Consider the following 17,050-nt stretch of genomic DNA (forward strand, 5'->3'; position numbering starts at 1 on the left):
AATAAATGACGATCAAATAATTAAAATAGATGAAAAAATTAGCCTTGTTGGCCTGCTTCATGCTAGGGTCAACGATAACCATATTTGCACAGGAAGATACAATTCAGAATAAGACAGTTTCCATTAGTGGATATGTTGAAGCCTATTATATGCGGGATTTCAACAATCCCATTGCCAACACACGTCCTGCTTTTGTTTACAGTCACAACAGAAATAATGAAGTGAATATTAATATGGCATTGCTAAAAGCAACTTACGGCACTGAAAATACACGTGCGACTGTTGCTTTGGCGACAGGTACTTACATGAATGCCAACTACGCTGCTGAGCCAGGAGTATTGAAAAACATCTATGAGGCTAATGCCGGTGTACGTATTTCAAAGAGACACAATTTATGGATCGATGCTGGTATTTTTTCCTCTCATTTGGGGTTCGAAAGTGCCATCGGAAAAGACAATTGGACATTGACCAGGAGCCTTTTCGCTGATAACTCGCCATATTTTGAAACTGGTGCAAAAGTATCATACACATCCGCGTCGGGAAAATTATTCCTTGGTGGGCTTGTACTCAATGGTTGGCAACGTATACAGCGGGTTGATGGCAATAGTTTGCCTGCCTTTGGACATCAGCTTGTCTATAAGCCAACCGATAACTTAACGATCAACAGCGGGTCTTTTATCGGCAGTGATAAAGCCGATAGCGTCAGACAGATGCGCTATTTCCATAATCTATATGTCATTTACCAGTTAAATAGAGAGTTTGGCGTTGCAGCTGGTTTTGACATAGGCGCCGAACAAAAAGAAAAAGGAAGCAGTAGCTATAATGTGTGGTATACGCCGGTGTTGATTGCACGTTATACAAGCTCTGATAAATTTAGTCTTACCGTTAGAGGCGAATATTATCAGGACAAGAAGGGAGTCATTATTTCAACCGAAGCCAAAAATGGTTTCCAGACATTTGGCTATTCAATCAATGCTGATTATGCAATCCTCCCGAATGTACTTTGGCGGACGGAATTACGCAATCTATCGAATAAGGAAGCTATTTTCCTCGACCGAAAAAATAATCTGGTAAAAAATAGCACAACTGCCGTGATGGCGCTAACTGTTAGTTTCTAATTAAAAACAAACCTTGCTGTTGTACGTTGATTCAACAGCAAGGTGAGCGAAATGATAGGTAAAATGGAAGAAAGAAAAAGCGCGGAACATTTTCTGGATCTGATCAAGAAATCAAGAAGGGGTAGATTCAAGCTCTATATTGGTATGAGTGCCGGTGTCGGGAAAACCTATCGTATGTTGCAAGATGCACATAACCTACTGCATAGCGGAGTTGATGTAAGGATTGGTTACATCGAAACACATAATCGCAAAGAGACACACGAGCTGCTTGAAGGGATTCCTTTCATTGCAAGGCGTAACCTTTTCTACAAGGGAAAACAATTGGAGGAATTGGATGTAAACGCCGTGCTGAACATTCACCCCGAAGTAGTAATCATTGACGAACTGGCACATACAAATATTGAAGGAAGTAAAAATACGAAACGTTGGCAGGATGTTCTGGAGATTCTTGATGCGGGTGTAAATGTGATTAGTGCGCTCAATATTCAACATATTGAAAGCCTCAATGAGGAAGTAAAGGCAATTACAGGGGTGGAAGTGAAAGAACGCGTACCTGATAGCGTGGTGGATTCGGCTGATGAAGTTGTCAATATAGACCTTACTGCGGAAGAGCTTATCACCCGTTTAAAAGATGGTAAGATCTACGAGTCATCAAAAATTCAGGCGGCGTTACAGAATTTCTTTAAAAGTGAGCATATTCTCCAGTTACGGGAAATGGCTTTAAAGGAAGTGGCTTCACAGGTACAGCGCAAAGTAGAAATTGAAGTTCAACCGCAGCGTTGGACACGCAAAGAACGTTTTCTTGCGTGTATCAGCTCTAATGAGGTGAAGGCCAAAAATGTCATCCGAAAGACTGCCCGTCTGGCTGGTTATTATAACAGTAGCTGGTTGGTATTATACGTTCAGATGCCCGCAGAACGTGGGGATAGGATTGCCCTGAACAAGCAGCGACATTTGATCAATAATTTTAAATTGGCGACAGAACTGGGCGGAGAAATAGTTAAGATCGAAGCACGCAATGTCGCGAATGAAATATTAGCCTTATGTGAGCAGCGTCATATTACTACCGTATGTATCGGCAAACCAAGGTTGTCTCTGTTCAGAATTTTATTGTCAACTGATACTTTCCGTAGGTTATTGGCGCAATTGTCAAAGAAAGATATTGACCTTATTATATTGTCGTAAAACAGTGATATATTGCACGTATGTTAGGGGATAAGTTAACTGACAAAAACAAATGAAAATAAAAACGAAACTTACTTTTGGGGTAGGCTCCCTGTTTCTTATGATCTTCCTGCTTGCCGCATTAAGCGGTTGGTATGTGTATAGGCTAAAGAAAGATACCGGAAATATATTGACCGCAAATTATAATACACTGCGTTACGCGAAGAATATGTTGCTGGCACTTGAGGATATGCCCACAAAACACGCTGCTTTTTCTAGTTTTGAAAACAATCTTAACCAACAACGGAAGAATGTAACCGAACCTGGAGAACAACAGACCACTGACGTCATTGCCAAGCATTTTAAATTGCTAAAAAGTAATCCCCAGGATGGGGGGGGCATTTCGGCGATAAGGAGGGAAATCACGCTGCTAATGCAGCAAAATATGACAGCAATTGCAGATAAAAGCCTAGTAGCTGATCGTACCGCCGAACAGGCTATCTTGGTCATTTCCTTTGCTGGGGCACTTTGTTTTATTATTGCTTTTATATTACTCGTCAATTTGCCATCGAATATTGCGGATCCAATTGCCAAACTAACCGGAAGTATTCGACAGATTGCTGGTCAGAATTATAAAGAACGTTTGCATTTGCAAAATACAGGAGAGTTTTCGGAATTGGCTAAGTCTTTCAATACGATGGCAGAGAAACTTGAAGAGTATTCAGAAAGTAAGCTGGATAAAATCTTAAAAGAGAAAAAGCGTATTGAGGCCCTGGTTGATAATATGCATGATCCTGTCATTGGACTTGACGAATATGGACAGATTATTTTCGCCAACGAAGAAGCGATTCACATTACAACCCTGAAAAAGGAGCAGCTGATTGGACGATCTGCAGGGATAGTTTCCAATGAAAATGATCTGATAAAGGATATTTTTAAAGATCTTGCTCTTGCACCGGATCAACGGGAAAAGCGCCCTATTAAGATTTATGCAAATGAAAGGGAAAGCTATTTTGAAAAAGATATTATTGATATCAATATATTGCCTACTGGGGAGTCTAATCCGACGTTTATCGGACAGGTTGTGATCTTGAAAAATATAACCACATTCAAAGAGCTTGATCTGGCAAAAACAAACTTTATTGGCACGGTTTCACACGAATTTAAAACACCTATCGCAGCGATTCAAATGGGCATCCAACTATTGGGAAATGAACAGATTGGTCACCTCAATCCCGAGCAAATTGGATTGTTAAATGGGATAAAAGATGATTCGGATCGCTTGCTTAAGATCACCGGAGAACTGCTGAATATGACTCAGGTAGAGAGTGGTGCTATTCAGATCAGCTTACATGAGACTGATGTACAACCGATCATCGATTACGCGGTGATGGCAAATCAGTTTGCGGCGGATCAAAAGCGGATAAAGTTTGTATTGGAAATGGATCCATCCATAAATACGGTTTTAGCGGACAGTGAAAAAACCGCTTGGGTATTGACAAATTTTCTTTCCAATGCGGTACGCTATTCCTACGAAGACGCCAGTATTCAGATCCGGGTTGAAAAAAAGGAATCGGCGATCCAATTTTCGGTCACGGATCATGGACAAGGTATTGAACCGAAGTACCTTGACAAGATCTTCGAACGTTATTTCCGTGTCCCGGGGTCCAAAAAAGGGGGTACTGGACTGGGATTGAGTATTAGTAAAGAATTTATTGAAGCTCAGGGCGGTATAATAGGGGTAAACAGTGAATACGGTGCCGGAAGTTCGTTTTATTTTTCACTAAACGCGAGCTAAATGAAAATGACGGAATAAGACAGTTTTAAAAACAGTGGGCAGGGATATTTCGACAAAGCAAATACTGAGTACCACAGGAATTCGTGAAAACTGCCTGCGGTACTCCGTATTTGGTAACGATTCGATATTAGTTGTTGACGAGTGCCATTGCACCATCACTATAACGGGCGCCTACATTTGGGTATTTGTGCAGTATCTCTTCGATGGCATTTAAATCCGAATCGGACAATTGCACGTCTATGGCTCCTGCATTTTCTTCCAGATACTTTCTTTTTTTTGTGCCCGGAATAGGAATGATATCATTTCCCTGAGCTAGTACCCAAGCCAATGCCAGTTGTACCGGTGAACATTGTTTGTCCTGGGCCAAGCGGGCAAACTCAGCGACTAATCGCGCATTGTTTTCCGCATGTTCGCCCTGATTGCGGGGGAGTGTTCTTCTAAAGTCATCTGCCGACAGACTATCTAAATTTAAGGTATTAGAAAATAAACCTCTGGCCAGTGGCGAATAAGGAATTAAGCTGATACCCAAATTACGGACAGTTTGCAGTATTTCTTTTTCTACATCACGTGTAAGCAGTGAATACTCACTTTGCAAAGCAGCAATGGGATGTATAGCATTAGCTTTAATGATTGAAGCTGGGGATGCCTCACTGAGTCCCAAATATCTTACTTTACCTTCTTTGACCAATTCCGCCATCGCGCCAACTGTATCTTCGATAGGGACATTAGGGTCTACCCGATGCGCATAATATAAGTCTATAGTATCGATACGAAGGCGTCGGAGGCTGTTCTCTACGGCTATTTTTATCCATGCCGGTGACCCGTCAAAATAAGTGTTTGCTGTGCCACTTGGTCCTGCTTTGTCATCCTTGAAGCGAAAACCAAATTTGGTCGCAATAAATACTTTATCACGATTGGGTACAAGCACTTTTGAAATTAATTCTTCATTAGCACCATTACCATACATATCTGCGGTGTCCCAGAAATTTATGCCGAGATCCAAAGCTCTTTCAAGTGTAGCAATACTCTCTTTTTCGTCTGTAGGTCCATAGGCAAAACTCATTCCCATACAGCCTAATCCAATAGCAGATAACTGTTCGTTCGTTGTTCCAAGATTTCTATATTTCATGACGATTATATTTTGTTTAATACAAAAGTAGTGAAGGTATCTCGTGCCTTGCTTAAAACAATCAAACAGATAATTATAGTATTCAAACAGTGGCTGTCCGCAGTTGGTTTGGCGACATTCCAGTATGCTTTTTGAAAAAATTTGTAAAGTAAGAGGGGTATTCAAAGCCTAGACTATAGGCGATATCCGCGATATTCCAATTTGTGTGTAAAAGCAGTGCACGGGCTTCCTGAGCAATACGGCTAGCGATATGTGCACTTGTCGTTTTGCCGGTTGTTTCTTTAACAGATCGATTTAGATGATTAATATGTACCGAAAGTGCGTGGGCATAGTCCCCCGGACTTTTCAACTGTAGACCAGTATTACTTATATTTACCGGAAATTGACGTTCCAGAAGTTCCAAAAAAAGACTGGATACCCGCGTGGAAGCGTTTGTATATGAGCCAAATTCTTGAGCAGGACTCGATTTCATTGTCTCATGGATCAATAAATGCAGATAGCTGCGCAAGATATCGTCTTTATGCGCATAGTCTGATCGCATCTCCAACATCATTTTTTTGAAAATTGTTGAAATTTCATCCAGTTGTTCTGCATTCGGAAAGTAAATAGGATTGCTCCCGATTTTGAAAAGAGGAGAATCCTTTAAACTCTCTATGCGTTCACTATGTTGAATAAACTCTTCCGTAAAGACACAATACCATCCTGCTTGGGCGGAAGACTCCGGTTCCCAGGCATAGGGTACGACCGGATTAGCAAATAACATGGCCGGGCGGTCGATCTGTATCCATTTATCAGCATAATATAATTTGCCCCGACCTATAATCAGCGAGGTTTTATAAAAATCACGACGGTTATAAGGGGAGACTACTGTACAGGATTCTCTGCTAAATACGTTGAAGTGACCAAAACCCGTATTATTGAGCGGTAAGTCTAGCTTAGCAAAGCCCGGTTGTCTTTTATAAAAGTCTGTTACGCTTTCTGCTGAGTTCATAGTACTAAATTATAAAATTCGTTTTATAATTCATGGTCATTTACAGTTCAATTTTTTACTATGTTATGCTTATGTTGAAGTCTATCTGTTCGATATCTGGATCGTGTATTTGTACAATAATGTCGATGCTGAGTTGGCGAAATTTTTCGAATTTCACCAACTTATTCCTATTTTTGGATCAACTATGAAGGCCTTTTTTTGAATCTAAAAAGATATTAACGAGCAATTATGATTAAAATATACCATTATAAACAATGTAGCAAGAGCTGTGCAGCCCTGGATTTTTTGAAACAGCATGCGCTAGATCTGCACGTGCAGGAGTATCTTGACGAGGTACCGAGTAAAGCAGAACTGATTGAAATCCTGTCAAAGCTTGAACTTCGACCATTAGCACTTATTCGAAAGAATGAGGCCTTATTCCTTGAAAAATTTCAACATCTTCATTTGACAGACGAGCAGTGGATTGATGTGATGCTGCAAAATCCCATATTGATTGAACGGCCAATCATTATTAAGGATGGCAAAGCTGTTATCGGACGGCCGCTTGAGCGGGTAATAGAGCTCTTTACATTGCGTTCCTCCTAATGGCGATAGTTGTCATGTTAGTTGGCCTTAAAGGCCTATTGTAGCATATATTTTTATCTTAAAGCTGATCTTTTTTAAGATAGCCTGAAGGCATCAGCCTATATCTGTAGATTCCGTTTCATTGTAATCATAGTCATTTTATAAAGACTGCAGCATTGATATGCTTTTAACCAAATGAAGCTTATCTTATAATATATTTATTCCCATTATCTTGCCTCAAATATAGAATCTCCAGCTACAAATATCGTAGGCTTTCGAGCTAATATGGATTTCAAAATAATATGTAAATATTTATTTTCAGCTTTACGACGGCAAAATGAAATGTTAAGTAAACTGCTGACTGGATGAAAATGATTTCAGCACCAGTGTATTTTGGATGAGCTAATAAATGTAAACTGGCATCATTAGCCAAAAACAAATTTAAGATCATGTTTAAATTTTTTAGAGAATTATTGAGTGCAGCAAAGGAGGGAGTAAGAGAAGCACAAGAGGAACTTGCGCAGGAGAGAGAAATGGATAAAACCTCGACGGAGGAAGTTAATAGTAAAGAGTTGCTGAATGATATTTCATACGATGAGCAATTTGGTACGGCGTTAGGGGCAGCATTCCGGGTTATCGTCTTTGGTGACTGGTTTACGGTATTCGGTAGCGCCAGTGATGACGGCAGCTATCCAGTCCATCTCTATCAGTTTGGAAATTATCCCAGACAGGCGGAGTACAGAAATGAATTCGTAAAGTTACTGAAAAGGGATTTTGCGATCGAAGACAGGGAAAGTTGTTTTCAAATTCTAGCAGCATATTTTAATTTGCTTGGAATAAAGACTAAGGGTACAGTTCTGGAGGGACGGGAAGATCAAATCGACAGTGTAAGTTGGGACATCGGCAAACCTGGGGTGGATGCACTTGCCGTTGCAGTCGTTAGTCATATAGTGACTGCGGCTACGGATGTGGGCTACCTGTCCAAACCAGCAGCCATGGAGATGTTGAAAAGTCTGTCCTTTTACGCACGGTTGCATTTTGAAGATTGGAGTTCATTCTCCGATAAATTTCTAGAAGGAGAACAACAAATTGGACTGAACAACAACATAGGAAAGTCTTATTTGAAAAGATACATTGGCTATTTGCGGGGGAAAGTCGGCAGCCCATGGAAGAATGTTGTTTGGAACAGCCAAATCCTGCCGGAACGTGTAATGTCAACTATTGTTTGGACATTTCAAGCCAAATCCTACCATAGTATCGACGAGTTTGATGCTAGTGTCGTAAAATATCAGCATGATATTTTAGCTGAACGGGCGCAGTGGGACGCCACTGAAGTTGTGGTTGATGTTCCAGAAATGGAGTTATGCTATATGTGTTGGATTAAGGGAATGGAAGACTTGAATTCGAACGAAACATTATTGGATGACGAAGACGAGGCTTTTGATGGGGACAATGAAGACAGTGGATACTACCAAGTGGAAATCTGTGCCCGCCTTCGCACATCCAATGGGAAGAATTTTACCGCACTGGATCTATTGTATCAAATGGAGAAACAATTGATAGGGAAGGAACTGGGGGATCACATATTCTTTGAAGGGCTTGATCGTGTAGGAAATTATACGGGTGATGTACCGCTGTATTATATCAGCTTTGGAAGCTAGTCTTTTTATATCGAGAAACGGATGGCTTATCATACTGTTGTTTATTATAAAAAATCGCTCAATGCTTGTCATCGAGTGATTTTTTATGACTCCATCTCGATATCACCCCCAATCTGAAACTTTGATCCCTTTTATTTACCCGTTGGCCATGGAAATCTGCATATTGAATTAAATTTGATAATTTTGCGCTGCTAATTAATTACCGTATTATATATTTAGACGTTTTTTTGATGTCTGGAGAGAAACACAAATATCGTTTAACAAAGAGAAGAATGTATTTATACCTTATATTGTTGGCAGGTTTAGTACTATTTATTGTACTATTTAGCCTAATTTTCAGGAAGTATACTGCTGGATTTAAACCTGAAAATAATCAGATCAGTTATGAAGCTTCAGCTGATTTAGTGGGCGAAAAGATCAGAAAGATTTCGTCCCGCCCTTTCCTGTTTGGCTTGGAAGATAATCTTGTCAGCGATGAAGATTTCTATTTTGATGACATAAACTTTTATGCTATCGATAATAAACAGCAGAGAAAGGCGGTTTTCCCGCTGACGGATATAATCGAACTGAGCAAGACTGCGATAACAATCACCAATGACAGGGTCTGGCAAGTCATTATTCAGAAAGCTGGGAATCACAAGATAGTATTTAAGTTTGCCTATAACTATACCCTATGGAATAAAGATTTCTATAAATTTTATAAGAAAATAGAGCAAGTAAACCCTGCTGCGGTAAAATCGAAATGGAGTCTCTGGACAATGTAAGAAGGATCAGATCATGAAAACAAGCATGTGTTGAGAATTGTTATATCGGGTAAAAAGTCATGAATAAAATATCATCAACGATTTTGATCTCGGCAGCACTCATCGTACAGGCAGCGTGTCAGTCCCCGTCAGACCAGGATAGAAATATGCGAAATAACTCAACTGATCCGAAATCAGCAGAAAAAGCAGTTTCTTTTAACGATGGCCGTTTGGTAAAGCATATGGAAATAAAGTCCGGACAGACAGATACTATTTTTATTTTCGTTCATCGAGCAGATTCTGTTCGGATAAAAATCAAAACTCCATCGGATACAGCCAATATTCGAATTAGCCAGTTGTTTTCTCCAAATGGAACAGCAGATGGCCCATTTGGAAAAGAACTAACTTACCGTTTTATTGATAGTGGGAAATACTTTATTACGATTAATGAAAATAAGATGGTTGGGAATCATTATACGGGCTCCTATGAAGTAGAGATTATTCCAAATTGAGAACGGCCCTATCAAAATGATAAGGCCATTTCTTTTTTATATTTTTTAGAATAAAATTATCTTTCTGTATATCAGATTCTTACTTATTTTTTTATTGTTATGGAATATTGTTTGATTCATCCCGTTTAACAATGGATAACATTATACATAAAAAACGATGCAATGGAAGTAAGAAAAAAAATGGATGAAGGACAGACAGTGGATTTTATTGCTGCTGTAATTCCTGAGTTGAATCTAAGATTAAGAAAATCCGAACTTAAAGGAGACTACAAAAATATTGTAAAATTGATCTCACAGTTTGCAGAAGATGTCATTTATGCCAAGGATTGGCATCGTTTTGAATGGATTATGCAAGTCATGGCTTATGTGCATGATCGGGGAACCTCCGAACTCCAGTTTGTGATAAACGGATTACTTCCAAACACCTTCTCCAAATTAAAAAAAGCATGCAACTCGATTGAATGGAATTACCTTGAAGCCCGCTTGCCACTTTCACTACAACGGCTTGTTTTGCCCGAAGGTATTTACGATAAAGAAAAAAACAAGCATGCTGAATATCGTCCCTATGAAAATAACTGATGTAATAATACGGCAGGCTAGTATGGCCGACTGCACATATGCAGCTCAGATTTCGGAGGAAATGGATGCCTCCGCACGGGCAAGGGGAACTGGGATAGGGAGACGAAGTTCTGACTCTATCTGTCAAAAAATAGCCGAAGGAAATGCTATCATCGCCTTGACTAAAGAAGGGCAATGGGTCGGTTACATCTATCTGGAGGTTTATGCGAATGGTAACTTTGTCTCTCATTGCGGTTTGATTGTAGCTCCAGGCTGGCGAAGACTTGGGGTGGCGACGCAGATGAAGGATAATATATTTTGGTTGACACGGGCGAAGTATCCGCTGGCCAAGATATTTGGCATTACAACGACATTGGCGACAATGCGGATTAACTCAAAACTAGGACTACAACCAGTGACTTTTTCTGAAATAACACAGGACCCATCATTTTGGAAAAAATGTGAGCAATGTGTCAATTATCAGAATTTAAAAAATACATGCTTTAAAAACTGCTATTGTACGGCAATGATGTTTGAGCCGGATTCGGCACCTAAAGTGAATAAATTATGAATATAAAACAAGCTCAAGAAATAATTATTTCAGTAATACCATTGGCGCAAAGAGAAATTTTACGCCCTGAAAATACTGGAAATCCTATCACAATAATCCGGATTTTTACAGTATATATCAAAAAAATGATCGAAGAGGGACAGGAAAAGGAATTGGGAAAGGCCTTGCACCTCATGGAATACATACATGAAAAAGGAGAGTGGAGGCTCAAGAATGCAGTGGAGAATATATTTGTTTTTTCATTGGACAGTATATTGGCAGCTTGTCCTTTATCACGACGGGGAATGGTGGCTGGGAAGATTCCCATCGGAATCTATACTGCTTACATCAATCAGCTATATAGATCAGGTAACTAGGCCTGATCTATATAGTCCGACTCAAATAAGATGGAGATTCCCTTTGACTCCGGTGGAACTAATCCGTCAAAACGATTCGACCACTTATTGATTTCCAATAGCCTTGTTGCAGAAGTTTGTCGATTGAATTATTGATCATAATATCAATCTGAGTTCCAGTTTTGGAAAACGCAAAGATTCGGGCTGTGGCGCGGACAAGATCTTCTCTCAACAAACTCAGGTTGTTGTCCATGACCTCGATCAGGGCAACTTCTATTTCTTGCGGAGCTATATCTTCTATGGCACGTTTCTCTATGCTGTTGTTCCGATAGTAAGTCAGCTCTTCGGTCGATTGTTTCTGATCCCAATAAAAGCTTTGATGTGCAACCTCCTCCCTTACATCTGGCAGCTTTTTTATAAGCTCACTGAGGTACTGGGTAAGTTTTGTTGAGGATCTTGGTGTATTCCATAAACGTATTACTTTGCGAAACAGATGATTTTGACCAATTGGAGATTCTGTACGGACGATTTCTAGGATCTGATTGCTTAATACTGCTCGATGTGCCTCATCATAAATTGATTCTGCACTAGCTGTTGCCATTGCATTGACATGAGCACTTATATAGGGTTTCATTTTACTTGAAACAATCGCATCGTCAGATATCACTGAAATATTGGCCTTAGACTGCGGTTGCGAAGCGTCAATGATGACAGGCTCTTTCATTGTAGCATCGTTTATGGAGCGTTGAATTTCAGCCTTTATATCAGTCAGTATTTTTTCTTTGTTCTTTAGCCAGTCCAAAGTCCAGATGCGGTAGATATGCCATCCCAAAGATTGCAGGACATCGGGAATAAGCAGCTCTCTGTCATTTGTCGTTTTTGTGTTGAAATAGTTTTTTCCATCGACCAAAATTCCCAAAATATACTGTTGCGTATGCATCGGGTCAATAATACCAATATCAACACGGTAGTCCGAAGTTCCGATATTCGTTTTTACTTTTATACCATTTCTATCTAAATGCCTGGCAATAGATTGGATAAGTGTATTTTTTTCTTGGTCTAGAGCAACAGTTTCCGTTGTTTGCAATAGACCCCTTTCTGCAAAGTTCAAAAAGGCTTTCAACCCTTGCACACCAGCAGAATTGGTACGACTTAAATCGATTTGTTCTCCCTTCAATGAAGAGAAAACGCGCATTTCATATCGGGCGCGGGTTACTGCGACATTTAGCCTACGCCAGCCACCATCACGATTCAATGGACCGAAATTCATGGAAACTTTTCCTTCTTCATCTGGACCATAACCAACTGAAAAAAGAATAAAATCACGTTCGTCGCCTTGAACATTTTCCAGGTTTTTAATGAAAATTGGTTCCTCGCCCTGTAGTGCGGTTTCCTCCAAAGCAGGTTGCTCGGAAAATAAAATCTGTAACAAATCTTCTATTAGATTCTGTTGCGTCTGACTAAATGTAACGACACCCAATGAACGATGGGGATGATGTTCCAAATGGTGTTTTATGTATTGGATAACAGCCTCCGCTTCTTTCGGATTTGTTCGTGTTTTCCCTTTGTCGTAATGACCGTTGATCAATTGAAAACTGACCTTCCTATCCTGATCGTCATGAGAAGGAAAGGTCAGCAATTTGTTTTCATAAAAGTTAGTGTTACTAAAAGAAATTAGACTTTCATGTTTACTGCGGTAATGCCGTAACAGGTATTTAGATGGAATGGACAAGGCAAGGGTATCATCAAGGATACTTTCTAGATCTTCTAATTCCAGATTATCTTCATCCACTTTGTTGCTGGCAAAGAAGCTGGTTGGTGGCATTTGTTTGGGATCCCCGACAATGATGGCCTGCTTTGCTCGTGCAAGAGCACTTATGGCCTCGGATGTTGGCAATTGTGAAGCCTCATCAAAAATAACCAGATCAAAATGATCGGTATTGACATCGAAATATTGGGCAACCGAAATCGGGCTCATCAGCATGCAGGGTTTTAACCGTGGAAGTAATGTCGAAATCTGATCAAATAAACGGCGGATACTGACGCCACGCCCCCTACTGCGGATGGCTCGCTGTAAAATGCCTATTTCCGAACTATGAACTGCTTCCTGAGATAGATTCGGAATTTTATTGCTTAAATCCAAAACTAATTGATCCCGCATCAGTCGTGTAAATTCTTGATGTAGTGCCTTGTATTGTGAGATCTGTGCCTCATATAGAGTTGCATCAAAACCATTTAGAACAGTAGACTGATCCAGCGCATTGATGAAGTAATTGAGATGTAGCACACTTTCCATTTCTTTGCTTAACTCATTTTTATCGATCTTGTTTGATTCAAGCAGGTCAATCAACCAGGATAATCCAAGTTTTATTCCCTGATCTTTATAATAATTGTATCGGATCCAGTCATCAAGATGATCTAAATGCTGTTTTATTTGGTTTAATTCTTCAACTTCCGGAACATATACTAAAAATGTCGAAATTGCCTGGTGTTTATCCGCATACTGCTGTAGTGTTAGGATAGTAGCTGGAATTCGCAGCTTTGCATCTATATTTGTGAGGATGTAGTTGAGCCAGGATTGAAAGTTTTCAAACTTGAGATCTTGTGCCAAATTATTTAATTCTCCCAGCTCATGTCGGTTCTTTGATAGGGAGTCTAGGTTAAACGCATTACCAACAAGATAATAGCTCGTTGCTTCGTTTATGGGATTAAATTGCGGCTCGCGTAAATTCTTTGAAAGGAGATCAAAGGAATTCTTCTGTTTAAAGAATTGATCGACTTGTTGTTCAGAACCGATTTTGCTTGTAGCAAAACCATTTAAGAAATTCTTTACTTTGCGTTGTTTCAGCCATCTAGGCAGAAACCAGGAATGCTTTGACTGATTCCAGCTGGATTCAATAGCGTTACAGTCTATTGTGAGTATTCGGTTGCCAAAATCTGTAATAAGGAGCTGCTCTAGCGCCTGCTTTTGGGTCTGCAGTTCAATCCAGTGATCAAGTAAATTCTTTTGACGTGGATCAAAGCATACATTCACTATGGTCTGATGTGCTTGAAAATGAGCTGTTTTTTCGAGGAGTGCGTATAGCGAAGCTTTGTTTGCGATCCAATTGTCCGAAAGCGTCAAATGTAAATCCGTTTGGGCTTTTGTCGCATTAATTGATGCCAGATTATAATCTTCGATAGATTTTTCAATTTGATTTTTATGGGCAAAGTTTTGATCTTTCAGCAAGATCAAACGTAACGGATGTTTCTCAATCGTAGGTAATTTGCGTGTTAATTCGCCGAAAGGAATTGCCCAATCCTGCCAATCATTCCAAGTCTTTTTATCAATAAGCTCCAGTTGTAAAGACAGCAACCATGTTGTGTTGATAGCAATATGATTGCTGTCTAAGTAGGAGACAGAATCATATAGACTCCAGCCGATCGGGAAGGACTGATGTAGGGCGTCTACGTAGCGACTTAATACCGCTTTGCGCTGATCAATACGTTGAGCTTCTTCCTGAAAATCAATATGACTTTGATATTTTGGTGTCTCCAGGCTCTGTTCCAGTTGACGAAGCACATCTGATTTTTTGGATTTATTTGAATGCAACTCCAAACAAAAAGAACCCAAGCCAATTTTTTCCAAACGGCGATGCACCACGTCCAGCGCCGCCTTTTTAGCAGCTACAAAAAGCACTTTTTTGTCATTTGCCAAGGCGTTTGCAATAATATTGGTAATGGTCTGGGATTTACCCGTACCGGGAGGGCCGTGTAAGACAAAGCTTTTATTTGCATTCGAGTGACGAACAGCATCCAATTGTGAATTGTCGGTTGGTATCGGTAACGTTAACTGTGCAGATGGCATCAGCTCGAGGTTTTCCGAATCGTCTGTGATATCCAGCATTTCTGAAAGCTTTCCATCAATCAAACTCTTTACAATCGTACTTTTTTCAATTTCTTCGGCATATTTGGACAGATCTTGCCATAGAATCAGTTTGTTAAAAGAAAAGTTTCCTAAAACAACCTGCTCCAGGATGTCCCACCCTTCCAGATTTAATATGGACTTTCTTAAAATGGAAAGTACTTTTTGGACATCTACTCCAGACTCATCCATTGGTAGTGTCTCCAAAGCACTGAGATTAAGCTTGAATTCCTGCTTGAGATATTCCAATAGTGTAATATTGATCATAGCATCTTCTTCGCGACTTCGGAGCGTAAACTTGGTGTTAACGGATCGACGGGATAACTCAACCGGAATCAATAGAATGGGAGCAAGTCTAGCCTGCAGCTTGCTTTTGGGCTCAAACCATTTCAATAGACCAACCCCCAGGTATAATGTGCTTTTCCCATTTTCTTCTTCGGCCAGTTTCGCGTTACGAAACAAGTGTGTTAAAATGATATCCAGATCATCCTGATGGTAATGTGTTAGTAGGCGATTGTACCGAAATTCATCTTCTGCGAGCTTAAACAATGGCTCGGAGAAATGCATAGGCTCTGAATATAGATTATAACGGCGCGAGAGTTGTTGATTGTTATTTGGATGAATGGACAGTGATTTTCCGTTTGATAGATGATCTTCCAAATGGTCTATTTTCAGATCTACGATTTGCAGCATGCTTTTCGTGAAACGAAGATTTAATAGATTATTTCTGAGTGAGAGGTCAAGTAGCTTTCTTTCCCAGATTTTTTGTTTAGTTAGGTCTTTGGTGTCACTAAGTGCTAGATCCAGATTGTTGTCATCTAGATTAAAATGATCGATAGCCTGTTGGTTAGATAGGTTCGATGAGCTCTTAATACCTGCTTTGTTCAGCTCTTCTCTCCCTGTAAAAGGTAGGGGTAGAATGCCATGTGAACGAGCATGCTTGATATCAAGGGATAGGATGAAATTTTTTGCATGCAATAGCTGTGTTTCTGCAATGTTCATTGCTTCCCGCATAGTATAGGCGTTTCCCCTGCAAAGATGAGTAGACTCAATTAAAGCGATATCGTCAATTCCAGGAGCGATTCGTTTTGAGATAGCTGCCTGATCATAGTTGACTATCGCCTCTAACCGCTGGTCGCTGAGCCATACTCCAATAAATGCATGACCACGTGTAACAATAAGAATCGGATTCAGATCGATTGCTTCCAGACAGGCTGCAAATAATAGTGAGATATCAATACAGTTTCCAAATCTGGTTTCCCAGATCTGATCGACCAGACGAATCCGCTGACCTTCAGCTTCAAAGCTTTGCGGCATGGCACTGTAGGTAATATTGATATTTAAAATCGCCTGATATATAGCCATTACTTCCTGTAAGATCCGCTCTTTGTTATTGGATTGGTAGCCCTCAAACGCTGGTCTTAATCTATTTTTCTCAAGAATTTTGACTGCCTCCGCTTTAATTTCATAGATTATGGCATGATTGGGCAAAACATAGGAAGCCAATAACTCAGGGTATTTACTTAATCCACCAAAATAGTCCATCGGTAATATCTTTACCGTGAATTTTTGTTCATGGAGGATTTCATTATTGGAAGAGATTGTACAGGCAATGGAATCCATGTCATTCTCTGTTAAATTTTTGATAAACAGAATATTGTAGTCGAAATCTAAATTTTTCAGTGTCACCGATTTTCCTTCCAAAAACCTATCTATATGGATTGTATATGGGGAAAACAATCCGATTTCAGAAGTAAATTCAATTTTAATCTGTTCAAGGTCCTTTTGAATTGCAGTGATGTCAACTCTTTCGACAAGGGACAAATTATGGAAACAGAAGCTATAATTAAAATGGGGAGCCTTCTCTATCGCAACTTGAAAGCAAGCATTAGTTTCGATCATTTTAAAAAAATATATATTAGTTTAAAGATATTGAAAATTTATATACTCCCAATTGCTTTATGCGCTATTTCTACATGTCGTTTTGAGTGTAATTTATGGC

General features: G+C 39.8%; 13 protein-coding genes. 10 read left to right on the forward strand and 3 right to left on the reverse strand.

Annotated elements, in window-relative coordinates; translation table 11 throughout:
• The first annotated feature begins 29 nt into the window (after positions 1–29).
• From B4A24_RS11680 to B4A24_RS11690, 3 genes are all read left to right on the forward strand, one after another.
• Positions 30–1,118 carry a porin gene (locus tag B4A24_RS11680; protein WP_293945121.1) on the forward strand — a complete coding sequence of 363 codons (1,089 nt, stop codon included), beginning with the start codon at positions 30–32 and terminating at the stop codon, positions 1,116–1,118.
• 63 nt (positions 1,119–1,181) lie between these two features.
• A complete protein-coding gene (locus B4A24_RS11685; RefSeq protein ID WP_293945123.1) occupies positions 1,182–2,303 on the forward strand; it encodes a sensor protein KdpD in 1,122 nt (373 codons plus the stop codon).
• A 52-nt stretch (positions 2,304–2,355) separates the two neighbouring features.
• A complete protein-coding gene (locus tag B4A24_RS11690) occupies positions 2,356–4,080 on the forward strand; it encodes a HAMP domain-containing sensor histidine kinase (RefSeq protein WP_293945125.1) in 1,725 nt (574 codons plus the stop codon).
• Positions 4,081–4,207: 127 nt separating this feature from the next.
• On the opposite strand, the gene B4A24_RS11695 is transcribed toward B4A24_RS11690, so the two are convergent.
• On the reverse strand, positions 4,208–5,209 hold the full coding sequence (locus tag B4A24_RS11695) for an aldo/keto reductase (RefSeq protein ID WP_293945126.1): 1,002 nt from the start codon (positions 5,207–5,209) through the stop codon (positions 4,208–4,210).
• Positions 5,210–5,291: 82 nt separating this feature from the next.
• On the reverse strand, positions 5,292–6,200 hold the full coding sequence (locus tag B4A24_RS11700) for a helix-turn-helix domain-containing protein (RefSeq protein ID WP_293945128.1): 909 nt from the start codon (positions 6,198–6,200) through the stop codon (positions 5,292–5,294).
• 228 nt (positions 6,201–6,428) lie between these two features.
• On the opposite strand from B4A24_RS11700, the gene B4A24_RS11705 reads away from it, so the two are divergent.
• The 7 genes from B4A24_RS11705 (at position 6,429) to B4A24_RS11735 (ending at position 11,165) form a co-directional block, all read left to right on the forward strand.
• Positions 6,429–6,785, forward strand: coding sequence for an ArsC/Spx/MgsR family protein (locus tag B4A24_RS11705; protein WP_293945130.1), 357 nt, complete (start codon positions 6,429–6,431; stop codon positions 6,783–6,785).
• Positions 6,786–7,213: 428 nt separating this feature from the next.
• Positions 7,214–8,425, forward strand: a complete 1,212-nt coding sequence (locus tag B4A24_RS11710) for a DUF1266 domain-containing protein (RefSeq protein WP_293945132.1) — start codon at positions 7,214–7,216, stop codon at positions 8,423–8,425.
• A gap of 272 nt (positions 8,426–8,697) precedes the next feature.
• Positions 8,698–9,189: a hypothetical protein gene (locus B4A24_RS11715; protein WP_293945134.1), complete on the forward strand. Its 492-nt coding sequence runs from the start codon at positions 8,698–8,700 to the stop codon at positions 9,187–9,189.
• A gap of 59 nt (positions 9,190–9,248) precedes the next feature.
• Complete coding sequence (locus B4A24_RS11720) at positions 9,249–9,680, forward strand: hypothetical protein (RefSeq protein ID WP_293945136.1); 432 nt, start codon at positions 9,249–9,251, stop codon at positions 9,678–9,680.
• Between the two features lie 162 nt (positions 9,681–9,842).
• Positions 9,843–10,259, forward strand: coding sequence for a hypothetical protein (locus B4A24_RS11725; RefSeq protein WP_293945138.1), 417 nt, complete (start codon positions 9,843–9,845; stop codon positions 10,257–10,259).
• Complete coding sequence (locus tag B4A24_RS11730) at positions 10,246–10,809, forward strand: GNAT family N-acetyltransferase (RefSeq protein ID WP_293945139.1); 564 nt, start codon at positions 10,246–10,248, stop codon at positions 10,807–10,809. Before B4A24_RS11725 ends, B4A24_RS11730 begins: the two co-directional genes overlap by 14 nt.
• Positions 10,806–11,165, forward strand: coding sequence for a DUF7674 family protein (locus tag B4A24_RS11735; RefSeq protein ID WP_293945141.1), 360 nt, complete (start codon positions 10,806–10,808; stop codon positions 11,163–11,165). Before B4A24_RS11730 ends, B4A24_RS11735 begins: the two co-directional genes overlap by 4 nt.
• A 58-nt stretch (positions 11,166–11,223) precedes the next feature.
• On the opposite strand, the gene B4A24_RS11740 is transcribed toward B4A24_RS11735, so the two are convergent.
• Positions 11,224–16,950, reverse strand: coding sequence for a DUF3320 domain-containing protein (locus B4A24_RS11740; protein WP_293945143.1), 5,727 nt, complete (start codon positions 16,948–16,950; stop codon positions 11,224–11,226).
• Positions 16,951–17,050 lie beyond the last annotated feature (100 nt).

Origin of the sequence: Sphingobacterium sp. UBA7249 (assembly GCF_002472835.1) — a bacterium.
GTDB lineage: Bacteria > Bacteroidota > Bacteroidia > Sphingobacteriales > Sphingobacteriaceae > Sphingobacterium > Sphingobacterium prati.

Excerpts from the sequence above, each read along its gene's own strand:
- B4A24_RS11680 (WP_293945121.1), top strand. The coding sequence starts at position 30 with ATGAAAAAATTAGCCTTGTTGGCCTGCTTCATGCTAGGGTCAACGATA.
- B4A24_RS11685 (WP_293945123.1), top strand. The coding sequence starts at position 1,182 with ATGGAAGAAAGAAAAAGCGCGGAACATTTTCTGGATCTGATCAAGAAA.
- B4A24_RS11690 (WP_293945125.1), top strand. The coding sequence starts at position 2,356 with ATGAAAATAAAAACGAAACTTACTTTTGGGGTAGGCTCCCTGTTTCTT.
- B4A24_RS11695 (WP_293945126.1), bottom strand. The coding sequence starts at position 5,209 with ATGAAATATAGAAATCTTGGAACAACGAACGAACAGTTATCTGCTATT.
- B4A24_RS11700 (WP_293945128.1), bottom strand. The coding sequence starts at position 6,200 with ATGAACTCAGCAGAAAGCGTAACAGACTTTTATAAAAGACAACCGGGC.
- B4A24_RS11705 (WP_293945130.1), top strand. The coding sequence starts at position 6,429 with ATGATTAAAATATACCATTATAAACAATGTAGCAAGAGCTGTGCAGCC.
- B4A24_RS11710 (WP_293945132.1), top strand. The coding sequence starts at position 7,214 with ATGTTTAAATTTTTTAGAGAATTATTGAGTGCAGCAAAGGAGGGAGTA.
- B4A24_RS11715 (WP_293945134.1), top strand. The coding sequence starts at position 8,698 with ATGTATTTATACCTTATATTGTTGGCAGGTTTAGTACTATTTATTGTA.
- B4A24_RS11720 (WP_293945136.1), top strand. The coding sequence starts at position 9,249 with ATGAATAAAATATCATCAACGATTTTGATCTCGGCAGCACTCATCGTA.
- B4A24_RS11725 (WP_293945138.1), top strand. The coding sequence starts at position 9,843 with ATGGAAGTAAGAAAAAAAATGGATGAAGGACAGACAGTGGATTTTATT.
- B4A24_RS11730 (WP_293945139.1), top strand. The coding sequence starts at position 10,246 with ATGAAAATAACTGATGTAATAATACGGCAGGCTAGTATGGCCGACTGC.
- B4A24_RS11735 (WP_293945141.1), top strand. The coding sequence starts at position 10,806 with ATGAATATAAAACAAGCTCAAGAAATAATTATTTCAGTAATACCATTG.
- B4A24_RS11740 (WP_293945143.1), bottom strand. The coding sequence starts at position 16,950 with ATGATCGAAACTAATGCTTGCTTTCAAGTTGCGATAGAGAAGGCTCCC.